Annotated in this window: 25 protein-coding genes; 20 read left to right on the top strand and 5 right to left on the bottom strand. The window is 41.8% G+C overall.

Annotated features, from left to right (window positions below; translation table 11 throughout):
• The first annotated feature begins 125 nt into the window (after window positions 1-125).
• From ACN6NB_RS19360 to ACN6NB_RS19350, 3 genes are all read left to right on the top strand, one after another.
• Window positions 126-953 carry an orthopoxovirus pf05708 family protein gene (locus ACN6NB_RS19360; protein WP_144491821.1) on the top strand — a complete coding sequence of 276 codons (828 nt, stop codon included), beginning with the start codon at window positions 126-128 and terminating at the stop codon, window positions 951-953.
• 235 nt (window positions 954-1,188) lie between these two features.
• Window positions 1,189-1,950 carry a sporulation initiation inhibitor protein Soj gene (soj, locus tag ACN6NB_RS19355; RefSeq protein WP_008360890.1) on the top strand — a complete coding sequence of 254 codons (762 nt, stop codon included), beginning with the start codon at window positions 1,189-1,191 and terminating at the stop codon, window positions 1,948-1,950.
• Complete coding sequence (locus tag ACN6NB_RS19350; RefSeq protein ID WP_024424064.1) at window positions 1,943-2,797, top strand: ParB/RepB/Spo0J family partition protein; 855 nt, start codon at window positions 1,943-1,945, stop codon at window positions 2,795-2,797. Before soj ends, ACN6NB_RS19350 begins: the two co-directional genes overlap by 8 nt.
• Window positions 2,798-2,822: 25 nt before the next feature.
• On the opposite strand, the gene yyaC is transcribed toward ACN6NB_RS19350, so the two are convergent.
• On the bottom strand, window positions 2,823-3,449 hold the full coding sequence (yyaC, locus tag ACN6NB_RS19345; RefSeq protein ID WP_058837885.1) for a spore protease YyaC: 627 nt from the start codon (window positions 3,447-3,449) through the stop codon (window positions 2,823-2,825).
• A gap of 72 nt (window positions 3,450-3,521) precedes the next feature.
• On the opposite strand from yyaC, the gene ACN6NB_RS19340 reads away from it, so the two are divergent.
• Entirely contained in the window at window positions 3,522-4,577 is a 1,056-nt protein-coding gene (locus tag ACN6NB_RS19340; RefSeq protein WP_080967203.1) for a YkvI family membrane protein, read from the top strand.
• A gap of 25 nt (window positions 4,578-4,602) precedes the next feature.
• On the opposite strand, the gene ACN6NB_RS19335 is transcribed toward ACN6NB_RS19340, so the two are convergent.
• Window positions 4,603-5,013 carry a hypothetical protein gene (locus ACN6NB_RS19335; RefSeq protein WP_039182926.1) on the bottom strand — a complete coding sequence of 137 codons (411 nt, stop codon included), beginning with the start codon at window positions 5,011-5,013 and terminating at the stop codon, window positions 4,603-4,605.
• A gap of 15 nt (window positions 5,014-5,028) precedes the next feature.
• A complete protein-coding gene (locus tag ACN6NB_RS19330) occupies window positions 5,029-6,348 on the bottom strand; it encodes a hydrolase (protein ID WP_144489682.1) in 1,320 nt (439 codons plus the stop codon).
• A gap of 294 nt (window positions 6,349-6,642) precedes the next feature.
• Here ACN6NB_RS19330 and ACN6NB_RS19325 point away from each other — a divergent pair, with 294 nt between their 5' ends.
• The 10 genes from ACN6NB_RS19325 (at window position 6,643) to wrbA (ending at window position 14,561) form a co-directional block, all read left to right on the top strand.
• A complete protein-coding gene (locus ACN6NB_RS19325; RefSeq protein WP_059374968.1) occupies window positions 6,643-6,849 on the top strand; it encodes a DUF951 domain-containing protein in 207 nt (68 codons plus the stop codon).
• Between the two features lie 216 nt (window positions 6,850-7,065).
• Entirely contained in the window at window positions 7,066-8,166 is a 1,101-nt protein-coding gene (gene ychF, locus ACN6NB_RS19320) for a redox-regulated ATPase YchF (RefSeq protein ID WP_058837887.1), read from the top strand.
• A gap of 108 nt (window positions 8,167-8,274) precedes the next feature.
• The gene (gene rpsF, locus ACN6NB_RS19315; protein ID WP_024424058.1) at window positions 8,275-8,562 is read left to right on the top strand and encodes a 30S ribosomal protein S6; all 288 of its coding nucleotides are present in this window, start codon (window positions 8,275-8,277) and stop codon (window positions 8,560-8,562) included.
• Between the two features lie 36 nt (window positions 8,563-8,598).
• Complete coding sequence (ssbA, locus tag ACN6NB_RS19310; protein WP_007497456.1) at window positions 8,599-9,141, top strand: single-stranded DNA-binding protein SsbA; 543 nt, start codon at window positions 8,599-8,601, stop codon at window positions 9,139-9,141.
• A 40-nt stretch (window positions 9,142-9,181) separates the two neighbouring features.
• Window positions 9,182-9,421: a 30S ribosomal protein S18 gene (gene rpsR, locus ACN6NB_RS19305; protein WP_008359105.1), complete on the top strand. Its 240-nt coding sequence runs from the start codon at window positions 9,182-9,184 to the stop codon at window positions 9,419-9,421.
• Window positions 9,422-9,623: 202 nt separating this feature from the next.
• Complete coding sequence (locus tag ACN6NB_RS19300; RefSeq protein ID WP_144491799.1) at window positions 9,624-10,589, top strand: ABC transporter ATP-binding protein; 966 nt, start codon at window positions 9,624-9,626, stop codon at window positions 10,587-10,589.
• On the top strand, window positions 10,582-12,099 hold the full coding sequence (gene opuFB, locus ACN6NB_RS19295) for an osmoprotectant update ABC transporter permease/substrate-binding subunit OpuFB (protein ID WP_474253549.1): 1,518 nt from the start codon (window positions 10,582-10,584) through the stop codon (window positions 12,097-12,099). The genes ACN6NB_RS19300 and opuFB overlap by 8 nt, the downstream gene beginning before the upstream one ends.
• A 198-nt stretch (window positions 12,100-12,297) precedes the next feature.
• A complete protein-coding gene (locus ACN6NB_RS19290) occupies window positions 12,298-13,269 on the top strand; it encodes a ring-cleaving dioxygenase (RefSeq protein ID WP_039182911.1) in 972 nt (323 codons plus the stop codon).
• The gene (locus tag ACN6NB_RS19285; protein WP_039182909.1) at window positions 13,266-13,874 is read left to right on the top strand and encodes an alpha/beta hydrolase; all 609 of its coding nucleotides are present in this window, start codon (window positions 13,266-13,268) and stop codon (window positions 13,872-13,874) included. The genes ACN6NB_RS19290 and ACN6NB_RS19285 overlap by 4 nt, the downstream gene beginning before the upstream one ends.
• Window positions 13,875-13,946: 72 nt before the next feature.
• Window positions 13,947-14,561 (top strand): NAD(P)H:quinone oxidoreductase, encoded by a 615-nt coding sequence (gene wrbA, locus ACN6NB_RS19280; RefSeq protein ID WP_034283654.1) that lies wholly within the window; start codon window positions 13,947-13,949, stop codon window positions 14,559-14,561.
• 49 nt (window positions 14,562-14,610) lie between these two features.
• On the opposite strand, the gene katX is transcribed toward wrbA, so the two are convergent.
• A complete protein-coding gene (gene katX / locus ACN6NB_RS19275; RefSeq protein WP_235354832.1) occupies window positions 14,611-16,110 on the bottom strand; it encodes a catalase KatX in 1,500 nt (499 codons plus the stop codon).
• A gap of 195 nt (window positions 16,111-16,305) precedes the next feature.
• Between katX and ACN6NB_RS19270 the strand changes: the two genes are divergently transcribed.
• From ACN6NB_RS19270 to rsiV, 3 genes are all read left to right on the top strand, one after another.
• Window positions 16,306-16,965, top strand: coding sequence for an aspartate/glutamate racemase family protein (locus ACN6NB_RS19270; RefSeq protein ID WP_039182903.1), 660 nt, complete (start codon window positions 16,306-16,308; stop codon window positions 16,963-16,965).
• A 149-nt stretch (window positions 16,966-17,114) separates the two neighbouring features.
• Window positions 17,115-17,609 carry an RNA polymerase sigma factor gene (locus ACN6NB_RS19265; protein ID WP_039182900.1) on the top strand — a complete coding sequence of 165 codons (495 nt, stop codon included), beginning with the start codon at window positions 17,115-17,117 and terminating at the stop codon, window positions 17,607-17,609.
• On the top strand, window positions 17,610-18,467 hold the full coding sequence (rsiV, locus tag ACN6NB_RS19260) for an anti-sigma-V factor RsiV (RefSeq protein WP_366206519.1): 858 nt from the start codon (window positions 17,610-17,612) through the stop codon (window positions 18,465-18,467).
• A 55-nt stretch (window positions 18,468-18,522) separates the two neighbouring features.
• Here rsiV and ACN6NB_RS19255 read toward each other — a convergent pair whose 3' ends face one another.
• On the bottom strand, window positions 18,523-19,449 hold the full coding sequence (locus ACN6NB_RS19255) for a manganese-dependent inorganic pyrophosphatase (RefSeq protein WP_039182895.1): 927 nt from the start codon (window positions 19,447-19,449) through the stop codon (window positions 18,523-18,525).
• Between the two features lie 303 nt (window positions 19,450-19,752).
• Here ACN6NB_RS19255 and ACN6NB_RS19250 point away from each other — a divergent pair, with 303 nt between their 5' ends.
• From ACN6NB_RS19250 to rplI, 3 genes are read left to right on the top strand one after another with little or no spacing between them, the layout of a single operon-like run.
• Window positions 19,753-20,691, top strand: a complete 939-nt coding sequence (locus tag ACN6NB_RS19250; protein WP_474253548.1) for a YybS family protein — start codon at window positions 19,753-19,755, stop codon at window positions 20,689-20,691.
• A gap of 30 nt (window positions 20,692-20,721) precedes the next feature.
• Window positions 20,722-22,701, top strand: a complete 1,980-nt coding sequence (locus tag ACN6NB_RS19245) for a DHH family phosphoesterase (RefSeq protein ID WP_039182890.1) — start codon at window positions 20,722-20,724, stop codon at window positions 22,699-22,701.
• The gene (gene rplI / locus ACN6NB_RS19240; protein WP_008359128.1) at window positions 22,698-23,147 is read left to right on the top strand and encodes a 50S ribosomal protein L9; all 450 of its coding nucleotides are present in this window, start codon (window positions 22,698-22,700) and stop codon (window positions 23,145-23,147) included. The genes ACN6NB_RS19245 and rplI overlap by 4 nt, the downstream gene beginning before the upstream one ends.
• Window positions 23,148-23,162: the final 15 nt, after the last annotated feature.

Genomic DNA, 23,162 nt, shown 5'->3' with positions numbered 1-23,162 from the left:
AAAAGCTGATGAGCGCCACTCGTCAGCTTTTTTTTGTCTTATTTCTAGCACACATTCAATATACATTATATTTATAAATTGGTAAAATATGATTTTAGAAGTGTAAAGGAGGTGACAACTACTTGATGAAAATGAAGAAGACTACTTTCGCCATTATTTGTTATTTACTATTTTCTTTTTCTCTTTTTTCAAATGAAGCGACAATATACGCTGTGAAATCGTCAACGGCTCATCATGCGGATGAAAGTTTGATGACCAACGAAGAATTGAACGTTCTGAAGGAGCAAGGTGCTGTTTCTCAAGATGTGACTGTACAGCAATTCAATCAAGACTATGTGTCTTCCGACGATTCGATCGACTTGATTACAGCTGACGATGATTTGAAGAACTATGGATTACGACAAAATAAGCAGGATGAGCTGGTGACGGATGAGAAGCCGCACACCCTCAAGCTCCTTTTAGGAAAGCCGTATCCTGGTACCGATATTATCCCTAAAAAAGGAGATATTTTGGTGACAACCACTGATGCTGTGAAGGGGTTGGTTGGACATGCAGGTATCGTCATTAATGAGAAAAGCTATGCTTCTATTCCAGGGTTACGGCAGCATCCGCAACTAGATTCCATTCATAACTGGTTTCGCTATAGTGCCAATACAAAGGTAATTCGGATTAATCAAGAGGAAAAGGCAGATTTAGCAGGAGAATGGGCACACGATTATGTGAAAGGTCATCCGAAGGCTCGCTACTCGATCACCATGTCCATTCAATCACTGGATCCGACTTATTGTTCAAAGATTGTGTGGCAGGCCTATGGCAAAACAGGGGACGCATTGGGACATGCGAACTTTACCATTAAGACACCCTACGGATTTTTAAAAAAGAAAAGCTATAAAACAGTAACTCCTAAGGTCATTGTGAGTGAAGGCCGTAAAATAGGTGAATTAAACTTTTGACATGTGACCCTCACTTTTGATGAAAGTGAGGGTTTTGAGCATGTCTATTTCTTGAAAAAGCTATATCGATATACTTTTTGGGTGTGTTTTCATTCATCCTTTTATGTACGAAAAGGCACATTCACCGACGAATTTATAATAGGGAAACAAAAAAAGCAAACGTTTCATACTTTTTTTGATAGAATAGGAAGTATGAATGAATGAGAAACTTGTTAAGTTGAAAGTGGGTGACATCGTGGGAAAAATCATAGCGATTACCAACCAGAAGGGCGGCGTCGGGAAGACGACAACTTCTGTTAATTTGGGTGCGTGTTTAGCATACATAGGCAAACGAGTGTTGTTAGTTGATATTGATCCGCAGGGCAATGCCACGAGTGGTATTGGGATTGAGAAGGCCGACGTAGAGAAGTGTGTGTACGATATTTTAGTTGATGATGCAGATGTTCTTGATGTGATTAAGACGACAGAGGTCGAGAATCTTGATGTCATTCCTGCGACGATACAGCTTGCAGGGGCTGAAATAGAGCTTGTGCCTACAATCTCACGTGAAGTGAGGCTGAAGAGAGCACTTGAATCTGTTAAGCAGAATTATGATTATATGATTATTGACTGCCCGCCATCACTTGGACTACTGACGATTAATGCGTTAACTGCCTCTGATTCCGTTTTAATACCAGTTCAGTGCGAATATTATGCGCTTGAAGGATTGAGCCAATTGTTAAACACAGTTCGTCTCGTGCAGAAACATTTAAATACCGATTTAGCCATTGAAGGTGTCTTACTGACAATGCTTGATGCCAGAACAAATCTTGGGATTCAGGTTATCGAAGAAGTGAAGAAGTACTTTAGAGATAAAGTCTATCAAACCGTGATTCCTAGAAATGTGAGGCTGAGTGAAGCGCCAAGTCATGGAAAGCCGATTATCTTGTATGATCCACGTTCAAGAGGTGCAGATGTCTATTTAGACTTAGCAAAGGAAGTGGATGCGAATGGCTAAAGGTCTTGGAAAGGGTATTAATGCACTATTTAACAACGTAGACTCAAATGAAGAAACGGTTGAAGAAATCAAACTAAAGGATTTGCGCCCGAATCCGTATCAGCCAAGGAAAACGTTTGATGATGATGCGTTGTCTGATCTGAAAGAATCGATTCAGCAGCACGGTGTTTTACAGCCAATCATTGTTCGTAAATCGATTAAAGGATATGACATTGTAGCAGGGGAGCGCCGTTTTCGAGCGGCACAACAAGCTGGTCTGACAACAATTCCTGCGATCGTTCGAGAGTTTTCAGAAACGCTGATGAGAGAAATTGCCCTTTTAGAAAACCTGCAGCGCGAGGATCTATCTCCACTAGAGGAAGCCGAAGCGTATGCTTCCTTGCTGGATCATCTAAGTGTGACGCAAGAGGAATTAGCGAAGCGATTAGGGAAAAGCAGACCGCATATTGCGAACCATCTCCGTCTGTTGACTTTACCGGATGACATACAAAAGCTGATTGCAAATGGAACGTTATCAATGGGACATGGCCGGACATTGCTTAGCTTAAAAAACAAAAAGAAGCTTGCGCCTTTAGTAAAGAAAATCGTGGATGAGGGATTAAACGTACGCCAGGTTGAGAAGCTTGTGCAGCAGTTAAACGAAAATGTTCCACGTGAAACAAAGAAAAAAGAAGCACCAAAGGATCGAGTGTTGAAAGAAAGAGAGTCTTTCTTACAGAACTACTTTGGTACTTCCGTGACGATCAAGAAACAGAAGAAAAAAGGGAAAATTGAGATTGAATTTCTCTCCAATGAAGATTTAGAAAGAATCCTTGAATTGCTTTCTACGAGGGAATCATCAGAGTGACCATCTTGATACAGGATGGTCTTTTTTATATTCGCCCAGTGATATTTTGAATAGGGGTGAAAAGAGACCGGCTTTTTTCTCTTGTCCAATCCATTTGGTCAATGTGAGATAGACTTTCAGAAAGTGTATTGGCCATAGACATGACTAGATGAAGACGTGTGTTTTGGAGAACGAAGTATTCCATGAAACCACTCACATTGACGATTCCATTAATATGAATATCTCCTACCTCTGGCAGTTCTTTTTGCACACCAGCCCCGGGCTTTAACGGTCCATCTCCAATTTGGAAGGAACCGACACTTTTCACTCTTCCTAAACAGGCATCAACCGCTACAATAAACGGGTGTTTATGAGCTTGTTCAATTTCAGCGAGTTTTTCTTTTAAATTGACTGCATGCACTGGATCAGAGAGTGTTCCATATACATGAAGCTTTTTCAAATTCAGACCTGAAAGCTTTGTACCAACAAGTGGACCTAGAGAGTCGCCAGTTGAGCGGTCTGTTCCAATACAAACGATGGCAACGGGTCTTTTTCCTGCTTTCTGAAGATGCGAGAATAAAATACTTTTAAGCTGTTGAATGGCATTTGTATCCGTATGGGACACGTATTCTTTCACCCTATTTCTAAAAAAAAGACCGTTCTTGCTATTCATAGGTCTCACTTCCTTGTCATAGTAGTTAGTAACAGTATACGGAAACAAGCTTAATTCTATACCTATGAGGTGATGATTGTGTGGAAGGCTGGTTCAAGGTGGACGCTTTTAATTTTAGGAAGCTTAATAGGAGCGGGATATGCTTCCGGCCAGGAAATTTGGCAGTTTTTTGGCATTGATAGCGGACTAGCCATTCTACTGTTTACATTGATGTTTATGCTGTCTACCTATGTGGTGTTAAAAATCAGTTATGAGGTGCGTGCCGATCACTTTGTGCCAGTGCTGGAGCGGCTTGTCGGTCCATGGCTGGCTAAGGTGTATGACGTGTTAATTGTCCTTTATTTATTCACGACAACGACGGTCATGATTGCAGGCGGCGGGGTGACTCTTGAGATGTATCATGTGCCTTTTTGGATTGGCATCGGCGCGTTCTGTTTGTTTTCGTTTATGATTTTTTTCTGGGATGTGAAAGGGCTTTTATCTGTGAATGCTTTCATTATACCAATTTTGGTGGCAGGGCTCATCTATGCGTTTGTTTTTTATTATATGAACCATGATCATATGTGGCGGATTGATTTTGGACAGCAGTACAATTGGCCTGCCAGCATTGTCTTTGCTTCTTTGAATATATTATCCGTTGTGGCAGTGCTGTCTTCGGTTGGGAAAGAAATGAAGGGGCTTGGGGAAGCCAAAGTGGCGAGTATATTAAGCGGTCTCATTTTTGGTGTCATCTCGTATGTGTATAACGAAATACTGGTTGATATTTCTGGAAGCCTTTCAGCAGAGGGAATTCCTTTGTTTACAGTATTAGAAGGGGCGCCGGCGTCTTTGTTTGTGTTTATGACGGTTGTCCTTTGTCTAGCCATTTATACGACGACGGCAGCAGGTTTATTTGGATTATCCAGCCGGATGCTTTCTTTTGTACGAATGCCCCGCTGGCTGGTTGTATTGGTAATGCTTCTTTTGATGGCACCTTTAACATCTCTTGGATTTGCTGATTTGATTGCTTTCTTGTATCCAATTTATAGTTTGTTGAATCTTTATTTGCTCGTCTGTTTAATGCTGTATCCGATTTTAAGTAAAAAGATATTTTCTCGCCCTAAAAATTATATTGATAAAATAAAATAAGCACCTCTCTTTTTAAGAGCTGTGCTTATTTGATCTGAATTGAATCAATAGCTTCTTTGATGTCATCGTAGACAGGCATTTGTTTAAGACGCTGGAGGCGATCCTCTAATTCAGAAATGGCCTGTCCCTTTAAATGCTGGGAAATGTGTTGTTTGACAATGGTCGTCTGGTTTATCATGTCTTCTGTTTTAGCCAATTGATACTCCAAGTGCACGCGAGTATTTGCTAATTCGTCGTGCAGCCGCATTTTGAGCAGCCGTTTTAAATCCTTACGCTGTCCTTCTCTGCGCATGGCCTGAATGGCGGCAATTTCTTCAGGAGACTGTGTTTGTGTGTGTGGTGCCGATTGATTTTCAAATACAGACATGGAGCGGCGGGCACTCACATTTTGCAAGAAACGCTGGGCGTCACTAGGAGGTTTATTTTGATTGATCATGCGATGACTCCTTTCTTAATGAATACCCATTTGCACCGCAAGGCGTCTATCTGCCTTGGCGTAGTCATCACCCATTGTGTACATATGTCTTGAAAGGGTAGAAAGCTCTTGTTCGTAATCTCTCAGGGTGTACAAGGCATTCAGTTGTTTTTCGTGTGAATAAAAGGAGGAATGGGTCTGTTCCATTCTCACTTCCTCTACGAGTGCTTCCACATCACTATGACTTAATAAATCATAGTGGCCAAAGCCGACGAGTCCTTTGAGCTCTTGTTTTACATGATGAACGGCGTCTTTTACGCTTTCATCAATTCCATCGATTTTTTCAAATACAGTGTGTACTTCATGTTCAATAATACTTTGCAGATCATAGGATGAATTTTTCAGTAAATGGGATTTTATGATAATTTCAAGTCCGCTTTGTGCATATGCACGTCCAGAATGAATTTCTTGCAGCAGCATGGCTGTAAAACTTGTATTATGATCAAGCTGTTCATCTAAAATACGGGCAGATCCATTCGGATGGAATGAATATCCATTTTCTTTAAATTCTCCTGAAACGAGAGCTAAAAAAGCATTTGTATCAAAGGATTCGTTCCATTCTATATTCATAGATGCAAAAGCTGATTTTAAAAAGGTGTCTATTTCTCTTTTTTTGTATTTAACGGATTCTTGGACTGAGCCTTGCTGCTTTGGCGGTACGGTGTACTTGACTTGTCCAACCCCTTGATCATGACGATTGAGTAAACCGACGTAATGACTAGGCTGAATATATTCAGTCAACATGTGTGTATATTGACCTTGCTGCGCCTTTTGCTGAATCGAAGGCGATAGACTGCTCCATATATTTGGGCTGTCAAAAGTGACGGCTTTTTTGACAGCTGGCTGTTCTGTTGCAACATAAGCACAAACAGCACCGGCAAGTGCTTGTCCAGTGAGATGTATACCTGCATTCGGATGCTTCTGACAGACTTTCTCTATGTATTCCTTCCCTTTAAAAAAGACATGTTCTTGATTGCTGTCAAGGGACTTTCTTTCAATTGGATAGGCATAATCTGTTTTGAGCAATGACTGTGCAGCGTTGTGTACATCTTGCTTAGATGTCACCGTCATTTGATGTGGCAGCGGACAGTGAAAAGCGACAATGAATTCGTCTGATTGTTCCGGCTGCATCGTTAAACCATATAATTTTTGGTCGATCTTTAGAAAATCGTGGACAGTGAGTGTTTGCTGACCTATTTCTATCGTATGGTGCTGCTGGTAATTGTCGATATTTCCAGCATGATCGGATATGATTTTATATTCTTTATCAGTTAATCTATCCTTTCGATTGACCATCGTACCTGCTCCCTCACATAACATTTATGCAGATATCATAAATCAAAAAATATGGAAAAACCACCGCGTTCTACCAATAAAAACCTTTTGACCTACAGTGTTTGTGACAATATTGAAAAAAAGCGGAGTTTAAGTAACTATTGGTCACAAATAAAATGATCTAAAAGGAGGGTTTTTTCTTTAAAAAAGAATAGGATGAACGATTGAAAGAGACTCTTTGTTTTGTGCATTGCCCTCCATCGCCGTTTTTTTGTACAATAGATGCAATGAAGTGAGCAAGAGAGGTGAAGGCTGATGGCAGACAAAGCGTTTGGGTTACATGATGTTGTTGAAATGAAAAAGCCCCATCCATGTGGTGCCAATCGGTGGAAGGTCATTCGTTTGGGCATGGATATCCGTATTAAATGTGAAGGCTGCGGACACAGCGTGATGATCCCAAGAAGAGATTTTGAACGAAAAATGAAGAAAATTCTCGTCAAGCATGAGGAGCCAACTGTTTAAGTAGGCCTCATGCTTTTTTTATTAAATTTGTCTTTTCTACAGCAAAGCCAGGTGCAATTTTCCGTTTTGAAGCATTGATTTATTCTTTTTGACGATGTTTCTTCTATTGAAAATGCATGATGGTTAGCTTGTCTTTTCATGTAAACCTACTTATAATTGCTCTAGGTTCATATTACGCAGTATAACGAGCACGTTTGATATAGAGGAGATGAAAGAATGGCTTTAACAGCTGGTATTGTTGGCTTACCTAACGTCGGGAAGTCAACGCTATTTAATGCAATTACACAGGCTGGAGCGGAGTCTGCTAACTATCCGTTTTGTACCATTGATCCAAACGTCGGAATTGTAGAAGTTCCAGACGAGCGTTTACAAAAGCTAACAGAATTGGTGCAGCCGAAAAAGACAGTTCCCACTGCTTTCGAATTCACTGATATTGCGGGTATTGTCAAAGGTGCATCTAAAGGTGAAGGTTTAGGGAATAAATTCCTTTCTCATATTCGTCAAGTAGATGCGATTTGTCACGTGGTCAGAGCTTTTGCAGACGATAACATTACACACGTAGCTGGTAAGGTTGATCCTGTTGCAGATATTGAAACGATTAATCTCGAATTGATTTTGGCTGATTTAGAAACAGTTGAAAAGCGTTTAGCTCGTGTGAGCAAGCTTGCAAAACAAAAGGACAAGGAAGCAGTAGCTGAATTTGAGATTTTGTCGAAGCTAATGACCGCGTTTGAAGCTGGGAAATCGGCAAGATCTGTAGAATTTACAGATGAGCAGCAAAAGCTTGTGAAACAGCTCCATTTACTCACATCTAAACCAGTTCTTTATGTAGCAAACGTGAGTGAGGATGAAGTAGCGGATCATGACGGCAACGAATATGTGCAGCAAATCCGTGAGTTTGCTTCTGGTGAAAACGCTGAAGTCATCGTCGTTTGTGCGAAGATTGAGTCTGAAATTGCAGAGCTTGAAGGAGAAGAGAAGCAAATGTTCCTTGAAGAGCTTGGTATTAATGAGTCTGGGCTTGATCAGCTAATTAGAGCATCTTATTCTCTTCTAGGATTAGCTACGTATTTCACAGCAGGTGAGCAAGAGGTACGTGCTTGGACATTTAAAAAAGGAATGAAAGCGCCAGAATGTGCTGGAATCATCCACACAGACTTCGAGCGTGGATTTATTCGTGCTGAAACGGTTGCGTATGAGGATTTACTAGCTGGCGGAAGCATGTCTGCTGCTAAAGAAGCAGGGAAAGTTCGTCTAGAAGGTAAAGAATATGTAGTGAAAGATGGAGACGTCATTCATTTCCGTTTTAACGTATAGGTTCTTGTCATAGGCCAAGTGATTTGTTATAATATACAATTGTGAGTAATATAATTTATTGCTCCTTGCCCGTTTAGGGCCGCTTAGACCAAAAGGAGGTGCAATCAGATGAGAAAGTACGAAGTTATGTACATCATCCGCCCAACAGTTGACGATGAGGCTAAAAAAGCAGTTATCGAGCGTTTCAATAACGTGTTAACTTCTAACGGTGCGGAGATCACTGGAACAAAGGATTGGGGTAAACGTCGTCTTGCATACGAAATCAACGATTTCCGTGACGGTTTCTACCAAATCGTAAACGTTCAATCTGACGCTGCAGCAGTTCAAGAATTTGACCGCTTAGCTAAGATCAGTGACGATATCATTCGCCACATTGTTGTTAAAGAAGAAGTATAAATCATTGAAATATATATTTAAAGGTGGTCTTTCAATATGCTAAACCGTGTTGTATTGGTCGGAAGACTAACAAAAGACCCTGAGCTTCGCTACACGCCTAATGGTGCGGCTGTAGCCACGTTTACTCTAGCTGTGAATCGTACGTTTACGAATCAATCTGGAGAGCGTGAAGCCGATTTCATTAACTGTGTTACTTGGAGAAGACAAGCCGAGAACGTGGCTAATTTCTTGAAAAAAGGAAGTCTTGCCGGTGTAGACGGTCGTTTGCAGACAAGAAACTATGAAAATCAGCAAGGACAGCGTGTCTTCGTGACAGAAGTTCAAGCTGAAAGTGTTCAATTTCTTGAGCCTAAGAGCGGCGGTGCTGGTTCAGGTGGATACAGCGGCGGTGGCAATAGCGGAGGCCAGTATTATGGCGGCAGCCAAAACGATCAGAATCCATTTGGAAATGAACCAAGTCAAAATCCATATGGCAATCAAAATAACCAAAATCGTAATCAGGGAAATAGCTTCAATGATGACCCATTTGCGAACGATGGTAAACCGATTGACATCTCCGATGATGATTTGCCATTCTAATTGATCTGAAAAAATGACTAAAGGAAAGGTGTGAAAACAAATGGCAGGTGGACGCAGAGGCGGTCGTGCGAAACGTCGTAAAGTATGTTTCTTTACTTCTAACGGTATCACGCACATCGATTACAAAGATGTTGATCTTCTTAGAAAGTTTGTTTCTGAGCGTGGTAAAATTTTACCTCGTCGTGTAACAGGAACTAGCGCTAAGTATCAACGTAAATTGACATTAGCGATCAAAAGATCACGTCAAATGGCATTACTTCCATACGTTACTGGTGAGTAAGTCGTTGACTTAAAAGCGGAGAGCCCCGAGCTCTTCGCTTTTTTTATTTGTCTCACTAAGAATCTCATCTATTTTTGCTAGAACTGTTTTTGGCAGTCAACCGAGGGGAAGTATGTAAAAGTGACAGTTTATTCTATACAAATATGAGGTTGATCTGTCATATTGGTAGTCTAGAAAATAATTGCAGTCAGGGCGTGGGAAGATGATTGAATTTAAAAAGGTATCGATGCAATTTTCTGATGAGCGCTATGCCGTTCAATCTGTTGATTTGGAGATTCAGCAAGGTGAGTTTTTTGTATTGATTGGACCTAGTGGCAGCGGGAAAACGACGACATTGAAAATGATCAATCGTCTCATTTCTTCAACAGAAGGTGAGATTTACATAAAAGGTCAAAAAATAAGTGATTATGATATGTATGAGCTGCGCTGGGATATCGGTTATGTTTTGCAGCAAATTGCGCTTTTTCCTCATATGACCATAGAAGAAAATATTGCTGTGGTGCCAGAGCTTAAACAATGGAGCCGGAATGAGACCAGACAGCGTGTCGATGAACTCATGTTGATGGTCGGGCTTGATCCTGCTATGTATCGACATCGAAAGCCAGCAGAGCTTTCTGGTGGGCAGCAGCAGCGTGTCGGTGTGGCACGTGCACTTGCAGCTAATCCTGAGATTGTCCTGATGGATGAACCTTTTAGTGCGTTAGATCCACTAACGAGGGAGAAATTGCAGGATGATCTGCTTGATTTGCAGCGCCGTATTCAAAAAACCATTGTTTTTGTGACGCATGATATGCAGGAAGCTATGAAGCTGGGTGATCGAATTTGTGTGATGAATGAAGGAAAAGTAGTGCAGATCGGACATCCTGAGGAATTGGTTCAGCAACCAGCCAATGCCTTTGTACAGGAGTTTGTCTCAGGGGCTGCCCATCATGAAGGACATCAAGCATTTGAGCTGGAAACCTTGGCGCAACCGATGGCTCACGAAGCTCTTTTATCCTATGAGGCGGTCTCAGCACATGCCACACTGGATGAAGTCTTATCTCAATTGGCAAGGCATGAGGAATTGGCTGTTGAAAAGAATGGAGATCGGATAGGACTAGTGAACCGTCAAGCAGTGATTCAGTTTTTAGCTGATTCTCCTAGAGAGAGGGGCGATTCACATGAATGATTGGACTCGTGTGTTATGGGAACGAAAAGAACAATTGGGACACGCCTTACTTGAGCATATTCAAATTTCTTTTATTGCTTTATTTTTAGCGATTTTGATTGCCATTCCATTAGGTATCTATTTAACGAGGGTTCCAAAGCTAGCGGAGTGGGTCATCGGGGTGACGGCAGTCTTGCAAACAATTCCGTCGCTTGCACTGCTTGGCTTGCTGATTCCTCTCGTGGGGATTGGGCAAGTGCCTGCGATTATTGCGCTTGTGGTCTATGCCTTACTCCCTATTTTAAGAAATACATATACAGGCATTCAGGAGGTTGATCCTTCTCTGAGAGAAGCGGCGCTTGCTATGGGGATGAATCATCGCAAACGGTTATTAAAGGTGGAGCTCCCTCTTGCGATGCCAGTGATCATGGCGGGTATCCGAACCGGGATGGTTCTCATTGTGGGAACGACCACTCTGGCCGCACTGATCGGGGCTGGGGGATTAGGAAGCTTAATCCTGCTGGGAATTGATCGAAATGATATGTCGCTCATTGTCATTGGTGCGATACCAGCTGCTTTACTCGCACTCTTATTTGATGTGGTGCTGCGAACCTTTGAGAAGATTTCCTTTAAAAAGACGGTGATCTCTGTGACTGTTTTTGCTCTGATTGCTGGAGCAGTTGTCGCTTCCCCCGTGCTGTTTCAGCAAGAAAAGAAAGAAATCACCATTGGCGGAAAGTTAGGTTCAGAGCCTGAGATTTTGATCTCGATGTATAAGCTTTTAATTGAACAGGATACAGATATTCAAGTGAACCTGAAGCCTGGTCTTGGTAAGACGTCCTTTGTTTTTCAGGCTTTACGCTCTGGTGATATCGACATTTATCCTGAGTTTACGGGTACAGCGATTTCTGAATTCCTCAAGGAAACAGCAAAAAGCACAGATAAAGTAAAAGTGTATGAGCAAGCTCGGCGTGGATTGGAATCATCCTTTCAGCTCCGCCTTCTTGAGCCCATGGCATACAACAATACGTATGCTTTAGCCGTGCCGCAGTCACTGGCTGATCAATATAAGGTGTCCAACATTTCAGATCTAGGTAAGATCAAAAACCGTATAAAAGCTGGATTCACCTTAGAGTTTTCTGATCGTCAGGATGGGTATCGAGGCATTCAAAAAGCCTATCAATTTTCCTTTGATGATGTCGTGACGATGGAGCCAAAGCTTCGTTATCGAGCGATTCAAAAAGGGGATATCAATTTGGTCGATGCGTATTCGACAGATAGTGAATTGAGACAATACAAATTAAAGGTGCTTGATGATGATCAGCATGTTTTCCCGCCATATCAAGGAGCACCGCTGCTCAGGCAGGAGACATTAACTGAATTCCCTGAGATTGAGACCTCTCTCAATAAGCTTGCGGGTCAAATCACAGACGATGAGATGAGAGAAATGAATTATGAAGTCAATGTGAAGGGGAAGGATGCATTTCAGGTAGCGAAAGCCTATTTAAAAAAGAAAAAATTGCTGCAATAATCAAGGAAAAGCAGGGCTGTTTATGGCAAAGCAGCTCTGCTTTTTAAAAGAAAAAACAAAAATCATTGACATTTACTTAAAAACATCATATCCTTAATTCGAGATAAATATATTTTTTTGATTTAATATCTCGAATTCGAGATAATATAAAGACGTCAGTAAAGACATAATGAATAATGAATAGAGGTTTATTACTTCATGATTAGGAGGTCATTAGAAGTGAAAAAAACAGAAGGAATTCACCATATTACAGCTATTGTGGGTCATCCTCAGGAGAACGTTGATTTTTATGCAGGTGTTTTAGGGCTTCGTCTCGTGAAGAAGACCGTGAATTTTGATGATCCGGGCACATATCATTTATATTTTGGAAATGAAGGCGGCTCTCCAGGGACCATTATTACATTTTTCCCTTGGCCGGGAGCACAAAAAGGTCAAATTGGTGCAGGTCAAGTGGGCGTGACGACATATGTCGTACCGACAGGCGCTTTCTCTTTCTGGAAGGATCGTCTTGAGCAGTTTAATGTTTCTTATGAAATGGTTGAACGTTTTGGTGAAGCTTTTCTCTCATTTGAAGATCCACACGGCTTATTGATTGAGCTAGTAGAGCGTGCGGAAGGAAAGCAAAACGAGTGGACATTTAACGGTGTCACACCAGATGTAGCGATTAAAGGTTTTGGCGGAGCTGTTTTATTAACTTCGCAGCCGGAACAAACGATGCAGCTGCTAGAGCAAACGATGGGACTTGAAAGAGTCGGAGCAGAAGGAGACTATGTGAGATTCCGTTCGTTTGGCGAAATAGGCAATGTCATTGATGTGAACATCACACCTGTTCCACGAGGACGTATGGGTGTTGGAGTTGTGCACCATATTGCATGGAGAGCAACAGATGATCAAGACCAATTAGATTGGCAAAGGCATATTGCACAAAGTGGGTATCAAGTGACACCTGTGCAAGACCGAAATTACTTCAATGCCATTTATTTTAGAGAACTTGGGGGCATATTATTTGAGATTGCCACTGATCCTCCAGGGTTTGCACATGACGAATCAGTGGAAACAATGGGTGAAGCATTGAAACTGCCACCGCAATATGAGGCGCAGCGCAGTCAGATTGAACAAATTGTACTGCCAATTGAAGTGAGAGAAGTTAAAGGGAAAGGAGATTCATGATGAAGCATCTTTTTCGAAAAGGAAAGAATGAACAAAGACCTGTTCTGCTATTACTGCATGGAACTGGCGGGACGGAAGAAGATTTATTGCCGCTTGCACAGATAGTAGATCCTGACGCATCTGTTCTTAGTGTGAGAGGGAATGTATTAGAAAACGGCATGCCGCGGTTTTTCAGACGTTTGGCAGAGGGCGTATTTGATGAGCAGGATTTGATTGCTCGTACAGAGGAGCTGTATACATTTATCGGAGAAGCAGCCGATGAATATGGGTTTGATCGTCACAATGTGGTGGCTATCGGATATTCCAATGGGGCAAACATTGCTGGAAGCTTGTTATTCCATTATGGGGATGCTTTAAAAGGAGCCATCCTGCATCACCCAATGGTTCCAAGACGCGGGGTTTCATTGCCTTCATTAGCGGGGAAACAAGTCTTTATAGCAGCTGGTGAAAATGACCCAATGTGCCGTCCAGAGGAATCGCAGGAGCTGGAGCAATTGCTGCAGGGTGCAGGCGCATCGGTTACACTTCATTGGGAAAATCGCGGACATCAGTTAACGAGAGAAGAAGTCGATGCTGCGGCTTTATGGTATCGTCGTCAATTTTAAATAAGGTGGGGAATACAGGTGGGATTTTTACAGAAGCTTTTTGGGCAAAACAAACAAAAGGAGATGGATCAAATGGAAAACGTAAAATTAGCGATTATTTATTATAGTTCAACAGGTACAAACTATCAGATGGCGAAATGGGCTGAAGCTGGAGCAAAAGAAGCTGGCGCAGAAGTTAAAGTATTAAAGGTTGCTGAATTGGCACCAGAAGCAGTTGTAGCTTCAAATCCAGCATGGAAAGCACATTTAGACGAAACAAAGGATGTGCCAGAGGTTCAATTAAGTGATTTAGAGTGGGCAGATGCCATCATCTTTAGCATGCCGACACGTTTCGGTAACCTGCCAGCTCAAATGAAGCAGTTCTTAGATACGACAGGCGGCTTGTGGTTCCAAGGTAAATTGGCAAACAAAGCAGTCAGTGCGATGACTTCAGCTCAAAATGCAAATGGCGGACAGGAGCAGACGGTTCTCAGCCTTTATACGACAATGTTCCACTGGGGAGCAATTATTGCCGCTCCTGGATACACAGATGATTCCTTATACGGTGCAGGGGGCAACCCTTACGGTGTGAGTGTGACCGTTGACCAAAATGGAAAAATCCAAGAGGATGCAGAAGCAGCTGTGAAACATCAGGCAAAACGTACAGTGAATGTGGCAGAATGGATCAAAAAAGGTCAAAACGCTTAATAGATGTATACAAAAAGAATGCAGCCTCGCCGCTGCATTCTTTTTTTCATTAATAAGGATCTGATGGTGTGCTGTTGTTGATGGCTTCGTCCACGGCTTGAGCAGCGCCTGTAGAGCCGATAGGTCCGCTTGGCTGCTCTTGTTTAAAGGCTTTTAAACCGTCAGCGACACGCTTTCCGTAATCAGGGTCTGCTTTTGTAAAGTTTTCGATCATTTGGTCTTGAATGTCCTTTTGACATGTCGCAAGGGTGTTGACTAAGTTCTTAATCAGTTCCTCTCGCTCCCAATCATTAAAACGGCGATACGTTTCTCCCGCTTGTCCGAAGTTGTTCGGTCGGTCAATGGCTTCTCGTTTGACTTCACCCTCTACAAAAGGCGTATGATCCTTTCCATCCTGTTTGGCTTCTTTTAATCCCCCGAGGATCGATGGTTCATAATTCACATGGGGATTTTGCCCTTTGCCTTGATCGACATGGTATTCCATTTGGCCGTCTCTCTGATTGGTGGCGACTTGCTTTTTCGGTGCATTGATCGGCAGCTGTAAATAGTTTGGTCCTACACGATATCGCTGCGTGTCAGAGTAGGAGAAGGTACGGCCTTGAAGCAATTTATCATCTGAGAAATCCAAACCATCTACGAGTACACCAGTCCCAAAGGCAACCTGCTCGACTTCTGCGAAATAGTTTTCTGGATTTTTGTTTAATACCATCCGTCCGATTGGTTTCCATGGATAGTCATCCTTGTACCAAAGCTTTGTCGGATCAAGCGGGTCAAAGTCGAGGTGAGGGTGGGCATCATCTTCCATGATCTGTGCATATACCTCCCATTCAGGATAATCTCCTTGCTCAATGGCTTCATATAAATCCTGTGTGGCATGGTTAAAATTTTCTCCCTGAATCGCTTGCGCCTGTTCTTGGGTCAGATTGCGAATGCCTTGTTTCGGTTCAAAATGATATTTAACCAGCACCGCTTTTCCTTCATGATTCACCCATTTGTACGCATGGACACCTGAGCCTTGCATATGCCGGTATGTTGCTGGGATGCCCCACGGTGAAAAGAGAAATGTCACCATATGCGTCGCTTCAGGTGATTGTGAGACAAAATCAAAGATACGCTCGCCGTCCTGACGATTGGTGACGGGGTCTGGCTTAAAGGCATGAACCAAATCAGGGAATTTTAAAGCATCTCGGATAAAGAAAATTTTCAGGTTGTTCCCCACGAGATCCCAGTTGCCTTCCTCTGTATAAAATTTAATTGCAAACCCTCTCGGATCGCGTAATGTTTCTGGCGAATGCCCGCCGTGAATCACAGAAGAAAAACGAACGAAAACAGGCGTCTTTTTCCCTTTCTCCTGAAACAATTTCGCTCTCGTATAGGTGGAGATCGGTTCATCGCCGAATGTGCCATAGGCTTCAAAATAACCGTGAGCTCCGGCACCGCGTGCATGCACAACACGTTCAGGGATGCGTTCACGATCAAAATGACTGATTTTCTCTAGGAAATCGTAGTTTTCAAGTGTAGTGGGTCCTCTATTCCCAACAGTTCTCATATTTTGATTGTCTGTGACGGGATGACCTTGCCGATTCGTTAAGGTTTCTTCTGACTCTGAAGATGATTTAGGCTGTTGATCTTCTTTCAATTCAAATCCCTCCTTCAATATCTCCTTAACAATATGGTCATGCTGCTCCCTATTTCATACAAGGATTGATATAATGATTGAAAACTTTCACGAGGAGAGAGCCTGATGATTCGATTACACTGCCTTCACGCCCATCCGTCCAATCAGTCATATATAGAAGATGTTTTTGGTGATACAGATGTTGATTTGCATCACACAGTCGATTCATCATTTATAGAACGCGCCACTCAAGATCCCTCGTTTGATCAACACAAGCAGCAAACGTATGCTATCAACAGATTAAAGCAAGAAAGTGAAGCCGATCTCATTCTGCTCACGTGTACACAATACATTGCTGCTCTAGGTGATCAGCAGCACCTCTTTAAACAACCGATTGTTCCGATCGATGAACCGTTATTTGAGCTGATTTGTGAGAAAAAAGGGCCTCTTCAGCTTGTGTTTTCCAACCCAAATACAGTGGAGGGAACGATGCAGCGGCTTGAATCATATGCAACAGAGCGGGGTAAACAGGTTGAAGTAGAAATGGTTGTGATGGAGGATGTCTTTCATCTTTGCCTAAACGGTGATATGCAAGCCTATGATGAACAAATCAAGGAGCAGCTGAGAAAATGTATGAAGCAAAAAGGCAGAGATATTTGTGTGATGCAGCTTTCGATGGTTCATGCGGCACAGCAGATGGAGCGCGAGACAGGCGTTCCTATCATTCATCCGCTTTCTCCACTAAAACAGTTTGTCCATCAAACACTATCCGTCTGGAAAGAGTGAACCCATCAGGTTCGCTCTTTTTGTATAGGAATGCAAATGCGATGACATGTTAAAAAAATAACCGAGCGCAAACTATTTTTAAAAGGCGCGCGTCTATCCAATGTAAGAAATAACAGATGCGCATTTAAGATAAAGGAGCTCTTTGTAAAATGAAGAAACGAAAAATAGACGATCAATTTGCGGATTACGTCATGGAGCATAAACACAGTTTTTATCGGTTGTCCTATAGTTATGTCAAAAACCCGGAAGATGCTATGGATGTTGTTCAGGAGGCTATTCATAAAGCACTTAAATCTGTTCATCGATTAGAGGATACGAGCAAGATGCATAGCTGGTTTTATAAAATCGTGGTGAACGCTGCCCTAGACTTTTTACGAAAGAAGAAGCGGGTGCAGGTGACAGATGATGATACGCTTGAATTCTTATCACAGGGCGAATCAGATGTATACGAGGATCAAGACGTCAAACGGGCTATAGAAGATTTGCCTGAGATGTATCGAGTCATCATTATTTTGAGATTCTTTGAAGATCTAAAATTAGAGGACATCGCCCAGATTCTCGATGAAAATGAAAACACCATTAAAACAAGATTATATAAGGCGCTGCGGCTTTTAAAAGTAGAATTATCACAGGAGGAAATATAAATGGATAAGTATTTGGAACATTTAAAAGATGAATATTTAGAAATCCCTATACCACCGGAATATGATGCGATGATTGAACGAACGTTAAAAAGAAAAAACAAAAAACCTCATTTTCAGCAATGGACCATCGGACTTGTTGCAGCGGCTGCTCTTTTTGTCACAACTGTTAATGTTAGTCCACAGGCAGCAAGAGCGATTTCAGAAGTACCTATCATTGGCGAGCTGGTGAAAGTCGTGACGTTTACAGAATTTAAAAAGAGCGATCAAGGAACGAATATTGATCTTAAAACACCACACGTTTCAGGACTTGGGGACGGAACATTACAAGACAGCCTGAATGAAAAATATTTAGCTGAAAACAAAAAGCTGTATCAAGATTTTGAAAAGGAAACAAAGGGTTATAAAAATGGTCATTTGAGTGTAGAGAGCGGATATGAAGTAAAAACAAACAATGACCAAGTTCTTTCACTAGGTCGATACAAGGTGACGACTCAGGCTTCTGCGGCAGAGGAAATGACATATGATACGGTGGATAAGAAAAATCATGTCCTCATTACATTACCAAGTCTGTTTAAAGATGATCGTTATATTAATGTGATTAGTGAAAATATTAAAGTACAAATGAAGAAACAGATGAAAGAGGATTCAAATAAGATTTACTGGATTACTAAGCAAGATACGGTTGAACCGTTTAAGAAGATTCAACCAGATCAAAACTTCTATATCAATTCAAAAGGCAAACTGGTGATTTCCTTTAATGAATATGATGTGGCACCTGGTTACATGGGCGTAGTTGAATTCACGATTCCAACAAGCGTACTAAAGGATATTCTCGTGAGTGATACGTACGTTCATTAAAAAGAAGACAGACAAAAAAGACTGCTGAATGATTCAGCAGTCTTGTCTTGTTTTATTAAGAAAGTGCGTCTGTTAATGCAGGTACGACTTGTTTCTTTCTTGATACAACACCTTTTAGTAAAGCTGTGTTGTTTTCAAGCGTGACGTTAAATGCTTTTTCTACTTTTGCTGCTTCTGCACCGAGTGCAAGAGCAAGGGAGTCATTTTCTAAAATGTCTGTGATGACTAAAACAAATAGATCAAGACCTTTTGCTGCAATGACTTCATTGATTTTCGCTTCAATGTCAGCCTGTCTTGCTGTCACTTCAGCGATATCTACTGTATTGACTTGCGCAATTTCCACTTTGCTTTTGCCTAGTGCGAATTCTTTTGCATCAAGTGTAATTAATTCTTGAACCGTTTTTTGGCTTAAATCAGCGCCTGCTTTCAGCATGTCTAGGCCATAAACTTCTGGATCTACCCCTGCGATTTTTGCAAGCTCATGCGCAGCATCAATATCTTGCTGTGTGCATGTTGGGGATTTGAATAGTAAGGAATCAGAAATGATCGCAGATAAAAGCAAACCAGCGATTTCCTTTTCAATCGTCACTTGGTTTTCTTTATACATTTTGTTTAAGATCGTTGCTGTACAGCCTACAGGCTCAGCACGATAGTAAAGAGGTTCACTTGTTTCAAAGTTGGCAATACGGTGATGGTCAATGACCTCAGTTACTTGTACTTGATCAATGTCGCTTACACTTTGCTGGAATTCGTTGTGATCAACAAGAATGACTTGCTTTGTTTCATTTGCAGCCGTTTCAATGAAACGAGGTGCTTCTTGTTTAAAGAAATCTAATGCGTATTGTGTTTCTCCATTGATTTCTCCAAGTCTGACGGCTTCTGCCTGAGCGCCGATTTTGTTTTTCAGATCAGCGTAAGCAATAGCAGAACAAATCGTGTCTGTGTCAGGATTTTTGTGTCCGAATACGAGTGTTTTTCCCATGTGAATTCTCCTTCTTACTTTTATTGATGATGTTTCTATTCTAACAGCTTTTGACCTTGAATTCAGGGTTTATAGCTAAGAATTATCTTAAAAATTGTAACATGCTGTTTGAAAACTTGCATGTACGATTCCATATCGGTGTTCCACGTGAAACGCTCCCAGAATAGCCTGCATTTTACTTGAGATTTGCCGCTATGGTAAAATAAAGGTTGGGGCAAGACATGATGGAGCTGACATCATACGTATACATAGAAGTACACATTGAGCAAGATATAGACAAAAGGATTGGATAGAGGTGAAGGTGTGAAACAAACAAAAGCGTTAGTAGAGGGCGCAATCATGATGAGTATTTTCGCGGTCATGACGTTGTTTTATTTGTATGTGCCGCTATTATCCATTATTTTTTTTCTATCTGCTCCGATTCCGATCATCCTCTATACAATCAGACACGGCTTGAAAAAAGGAATTGCTGCTGGCGCTATTGGCATAGTGATCAGCTTTTTAATTGGGTCTATAAATGGTCTTATGACTGCACCAATATTGATTGCCGCCGGATTAGGCATGGGTGTTTTCTACAGCAGAAGGCAGCCCGGGAATGCCATCATAACAGGTGCGCTGATTTATTTATTCAGTTTTCTCATCTCCTTTGTTGTCAGTGTTCAGCTCTTTCAAATCGATATTATGAATATTGCGAAAGAGTCGATTGAGCAAATGATGCCGATGGTAGAGAGTACTTTAAAGCAATCCGGCGCGTCTGAGAAGGACATTGCGAAGCAGCTGAAGCAGTTCAGAGAGTTGCAGGATACGGCATTAAGTGCTTTACCTATAGCGTTATTGATTTTGGTCACGCTGATGGCTTTTGTGAATCATTGGTTCGTGCGGCCTTTGCTCAAACGGTTTGTTTCAGACATGCCGTCCTTGAAGAAATTTAAGGATATGCGGCTGCCAAAAAGCATGGTATGGTATTATTTACTCACATTGCTTTTGATGCTGATTCAGACGGAAAAAGACAGCTTTTTATGGCTCGTTCAATCGAGTTTGTTTAAAATTTTATTTATACTGGTGCTTATTCAGGGATTTTCTTTTCTCTTCTATTATTGCCACGAAAAAAACATCTCAAAAGCGGTACCCATTTTCGCTGTCGTGTTAACGGTTTTCTTTCCGCCGATCGGTGTGATTGTGCGAATTATAGGGATTGCTGACATAGGCTTTGATTTAAGAGAAAAAGTAAAAAACAAATAATTCACTCTGAATGTTGAGGAGTTGATATCAGTGCCAAGCTTCTATAGAAAACCTGTCATCAAGTATCCGATCATCGCGTTAATTGTCCTTGCGGTGGTCACAGTCCTCCTCAACCTTTATTTTAATTGGATCATAGGAGCGGTTGGTCTTTTCGTCCTTGCAGGTGTGCTCTACTTCTTAAAGTGGGCAGATACGCAAGTGCAGAAAGAGATTGATTCATATATTTCAACATTATCCTATCGAGTCAAAAAGGTTGGAGAAGAAGCATTAATGGAGATGCCAATTGGTATTATGCTGTTTAATGACCAGTATTATATCGAATGGACGAATCCATTTCTCGCTTCATGCTTTCATGAAAGCACACTTGTCGGCAGATCCTTGTACGATACATTCGAGTCCATTGTGCCTCTTATTAAACAAGAGGTCGAGACCGAAAATGTAACGCTGAATGACCGGAAATTCAAAGTCATTATTAAACGATCAGAGCGCCTTTTATATTTCTTTGATGTCACGGAACAGGTGCAGATTGAACGACAGTACGAAAATGAACGAACGGTTTTATCTTATATCTTTTTAGACAACTACGACGATGTCACGCAGGGCCTTGATGATCAAGTGCGCAGCGCGATTAATAGTGAAGTGACGTCTCTGCTCAACAATTGGGCACAAGAATACGGAATTTTCCTGAAGAGAATTTCGTCTGAACGATTTATGGCGGTCCTAAATGAGAGCATTTTAGCTGAGCTTGAGGCGTCGAAATTCTCCATTTTAGACGAGGTCCGTGAGAAAACAGGGGCACATAGTGCGACGCTTACTTTGAGTATCGGGATTGGTGCGTCCGTTCCTTCTTTGAAAGAGCTTGGAGCACTAGCACAGTCGAGTCTTGACCTTGCCCTCGGACGAGGCGGGGATCAGGTCGCCATTAAACAGCCGAATGGAAAAGTGAAGTTCTACGGTGGAAAAACGAACCCAATGGAGAAACGGACACGCGTACGCGCACGGGTCATTTCTCATGCTTTAAAAGAAATTGTATCTGAAAGCGGTAATGTCATGATCATGGGTCATAAGTTCCCAGACATGGACTCAATCGGTGCATCCATCGGGATTTTAAAGGTCGCTCAGGCCAATGGAAAAGAAGGCTATATTGTCATTGATGCCAACCAGATTGGCGACAGTGTTCAACGCTTAATTAGTGAAATTAAAAATTATGAAGAGCTTTGGTCACGTTTTATCACGCCAGAGGAAGCAATGGAGCTTGCAAAGGATGACACATTGCTTGTCGTCGTGGATACACATAAACCGTCTCTCGTCATGGAGGAACGACTACTGAATAAGATTGAAAACGTCGTGGTCATTGACCATCATAGACGAGGCGAGGAATTTATCCGTGATCCTTTACTTGTTTATATGGAGCCGTATGCTTCATCTACAGCAGAGCTTGTGACAGAGCTCTTAGAGTATCAGCCGAAGAAATTGCGGATTAACATGATTGAGGCGACTGCGCTTCTTGCTGGGATCATCGTGGATACGAAGAGTTTCTCTCTGAGAACGGGGTCAAGAACGTTCGATGCAGCATCTTACCTTCGTGCAAAGGGAGCAGATCCTGTCCTTGTGCAAAAGTTTTTAAAAGAAACAGTCGATCATTACATCAAACGGGCAAAACTCATTCAGCATACAGAGCTGTATCAAAATCAGGTGGCTATTGCTTCATTACCGTCTGACAGGTCGGAGTATTATGATCAAATTACGATTGCCCAGACGGCTGATTCCTTGTTGTCAATGAGTGAGGTAGAAGCGTCATTTGCTGTCGCTAGACGAGATGACGATACGGTATGCATTAGTGCCAGATCATTAGGGGATATCAACGTTCAAATTATTATGGAAGCACTAGACGGCGGCGGTCATTTGACTAACGCTGCTACCCAGATTTATGGTATAACCATTGAAGAAGCGGTAGGGAAGTTAAAGGCTGCCATAGACGAATATTTCGAAGGAGGGGTTCAAAGATGAAAGTCATCTTTCTAAAAGACGTAAAAGGCAAAGGGAAAAAAGGCGAAGTCAAGAATGTAGCTGACGGATACGCTCACAACTTTCTCATCAAACAAGGGTTAGCTGTTGAAGCAACTCCAACGAACCTAAGTGCATTGGAAGGGCAGAAAAACAAAGAGAAAAAGAATGCCATCCAAGAGCTTGAACAAGCAAAACAATTAAAAGAAACACTTGAGGCGTTAACAGTGGAACTCACTGCAAAATCAGGTGAAGGCGGCCGTTTGTTTGGCTCCATTACAAGCAAACAAATCGCTGATAAATTGCAAAAAGATCATCAAATTAAACTCGATAAGCGCAAAATCGAGCTGAATGATGCCATCCGTGCATTAGGTTACACAAATGTACCGGTAAAGCTTCATCCAGAGGTACAAGCAACGTTAAAGGTACATGTGACAGAGCAGGCATAAGCAGAAAAGAACCCG

The sequence above is a fragment of the Bacillus sp. 11B20 genome (assembly GCF_056098985.1).
This window is presented reverse-complemented; position numbering and strand designations above follow the sequence as displayed.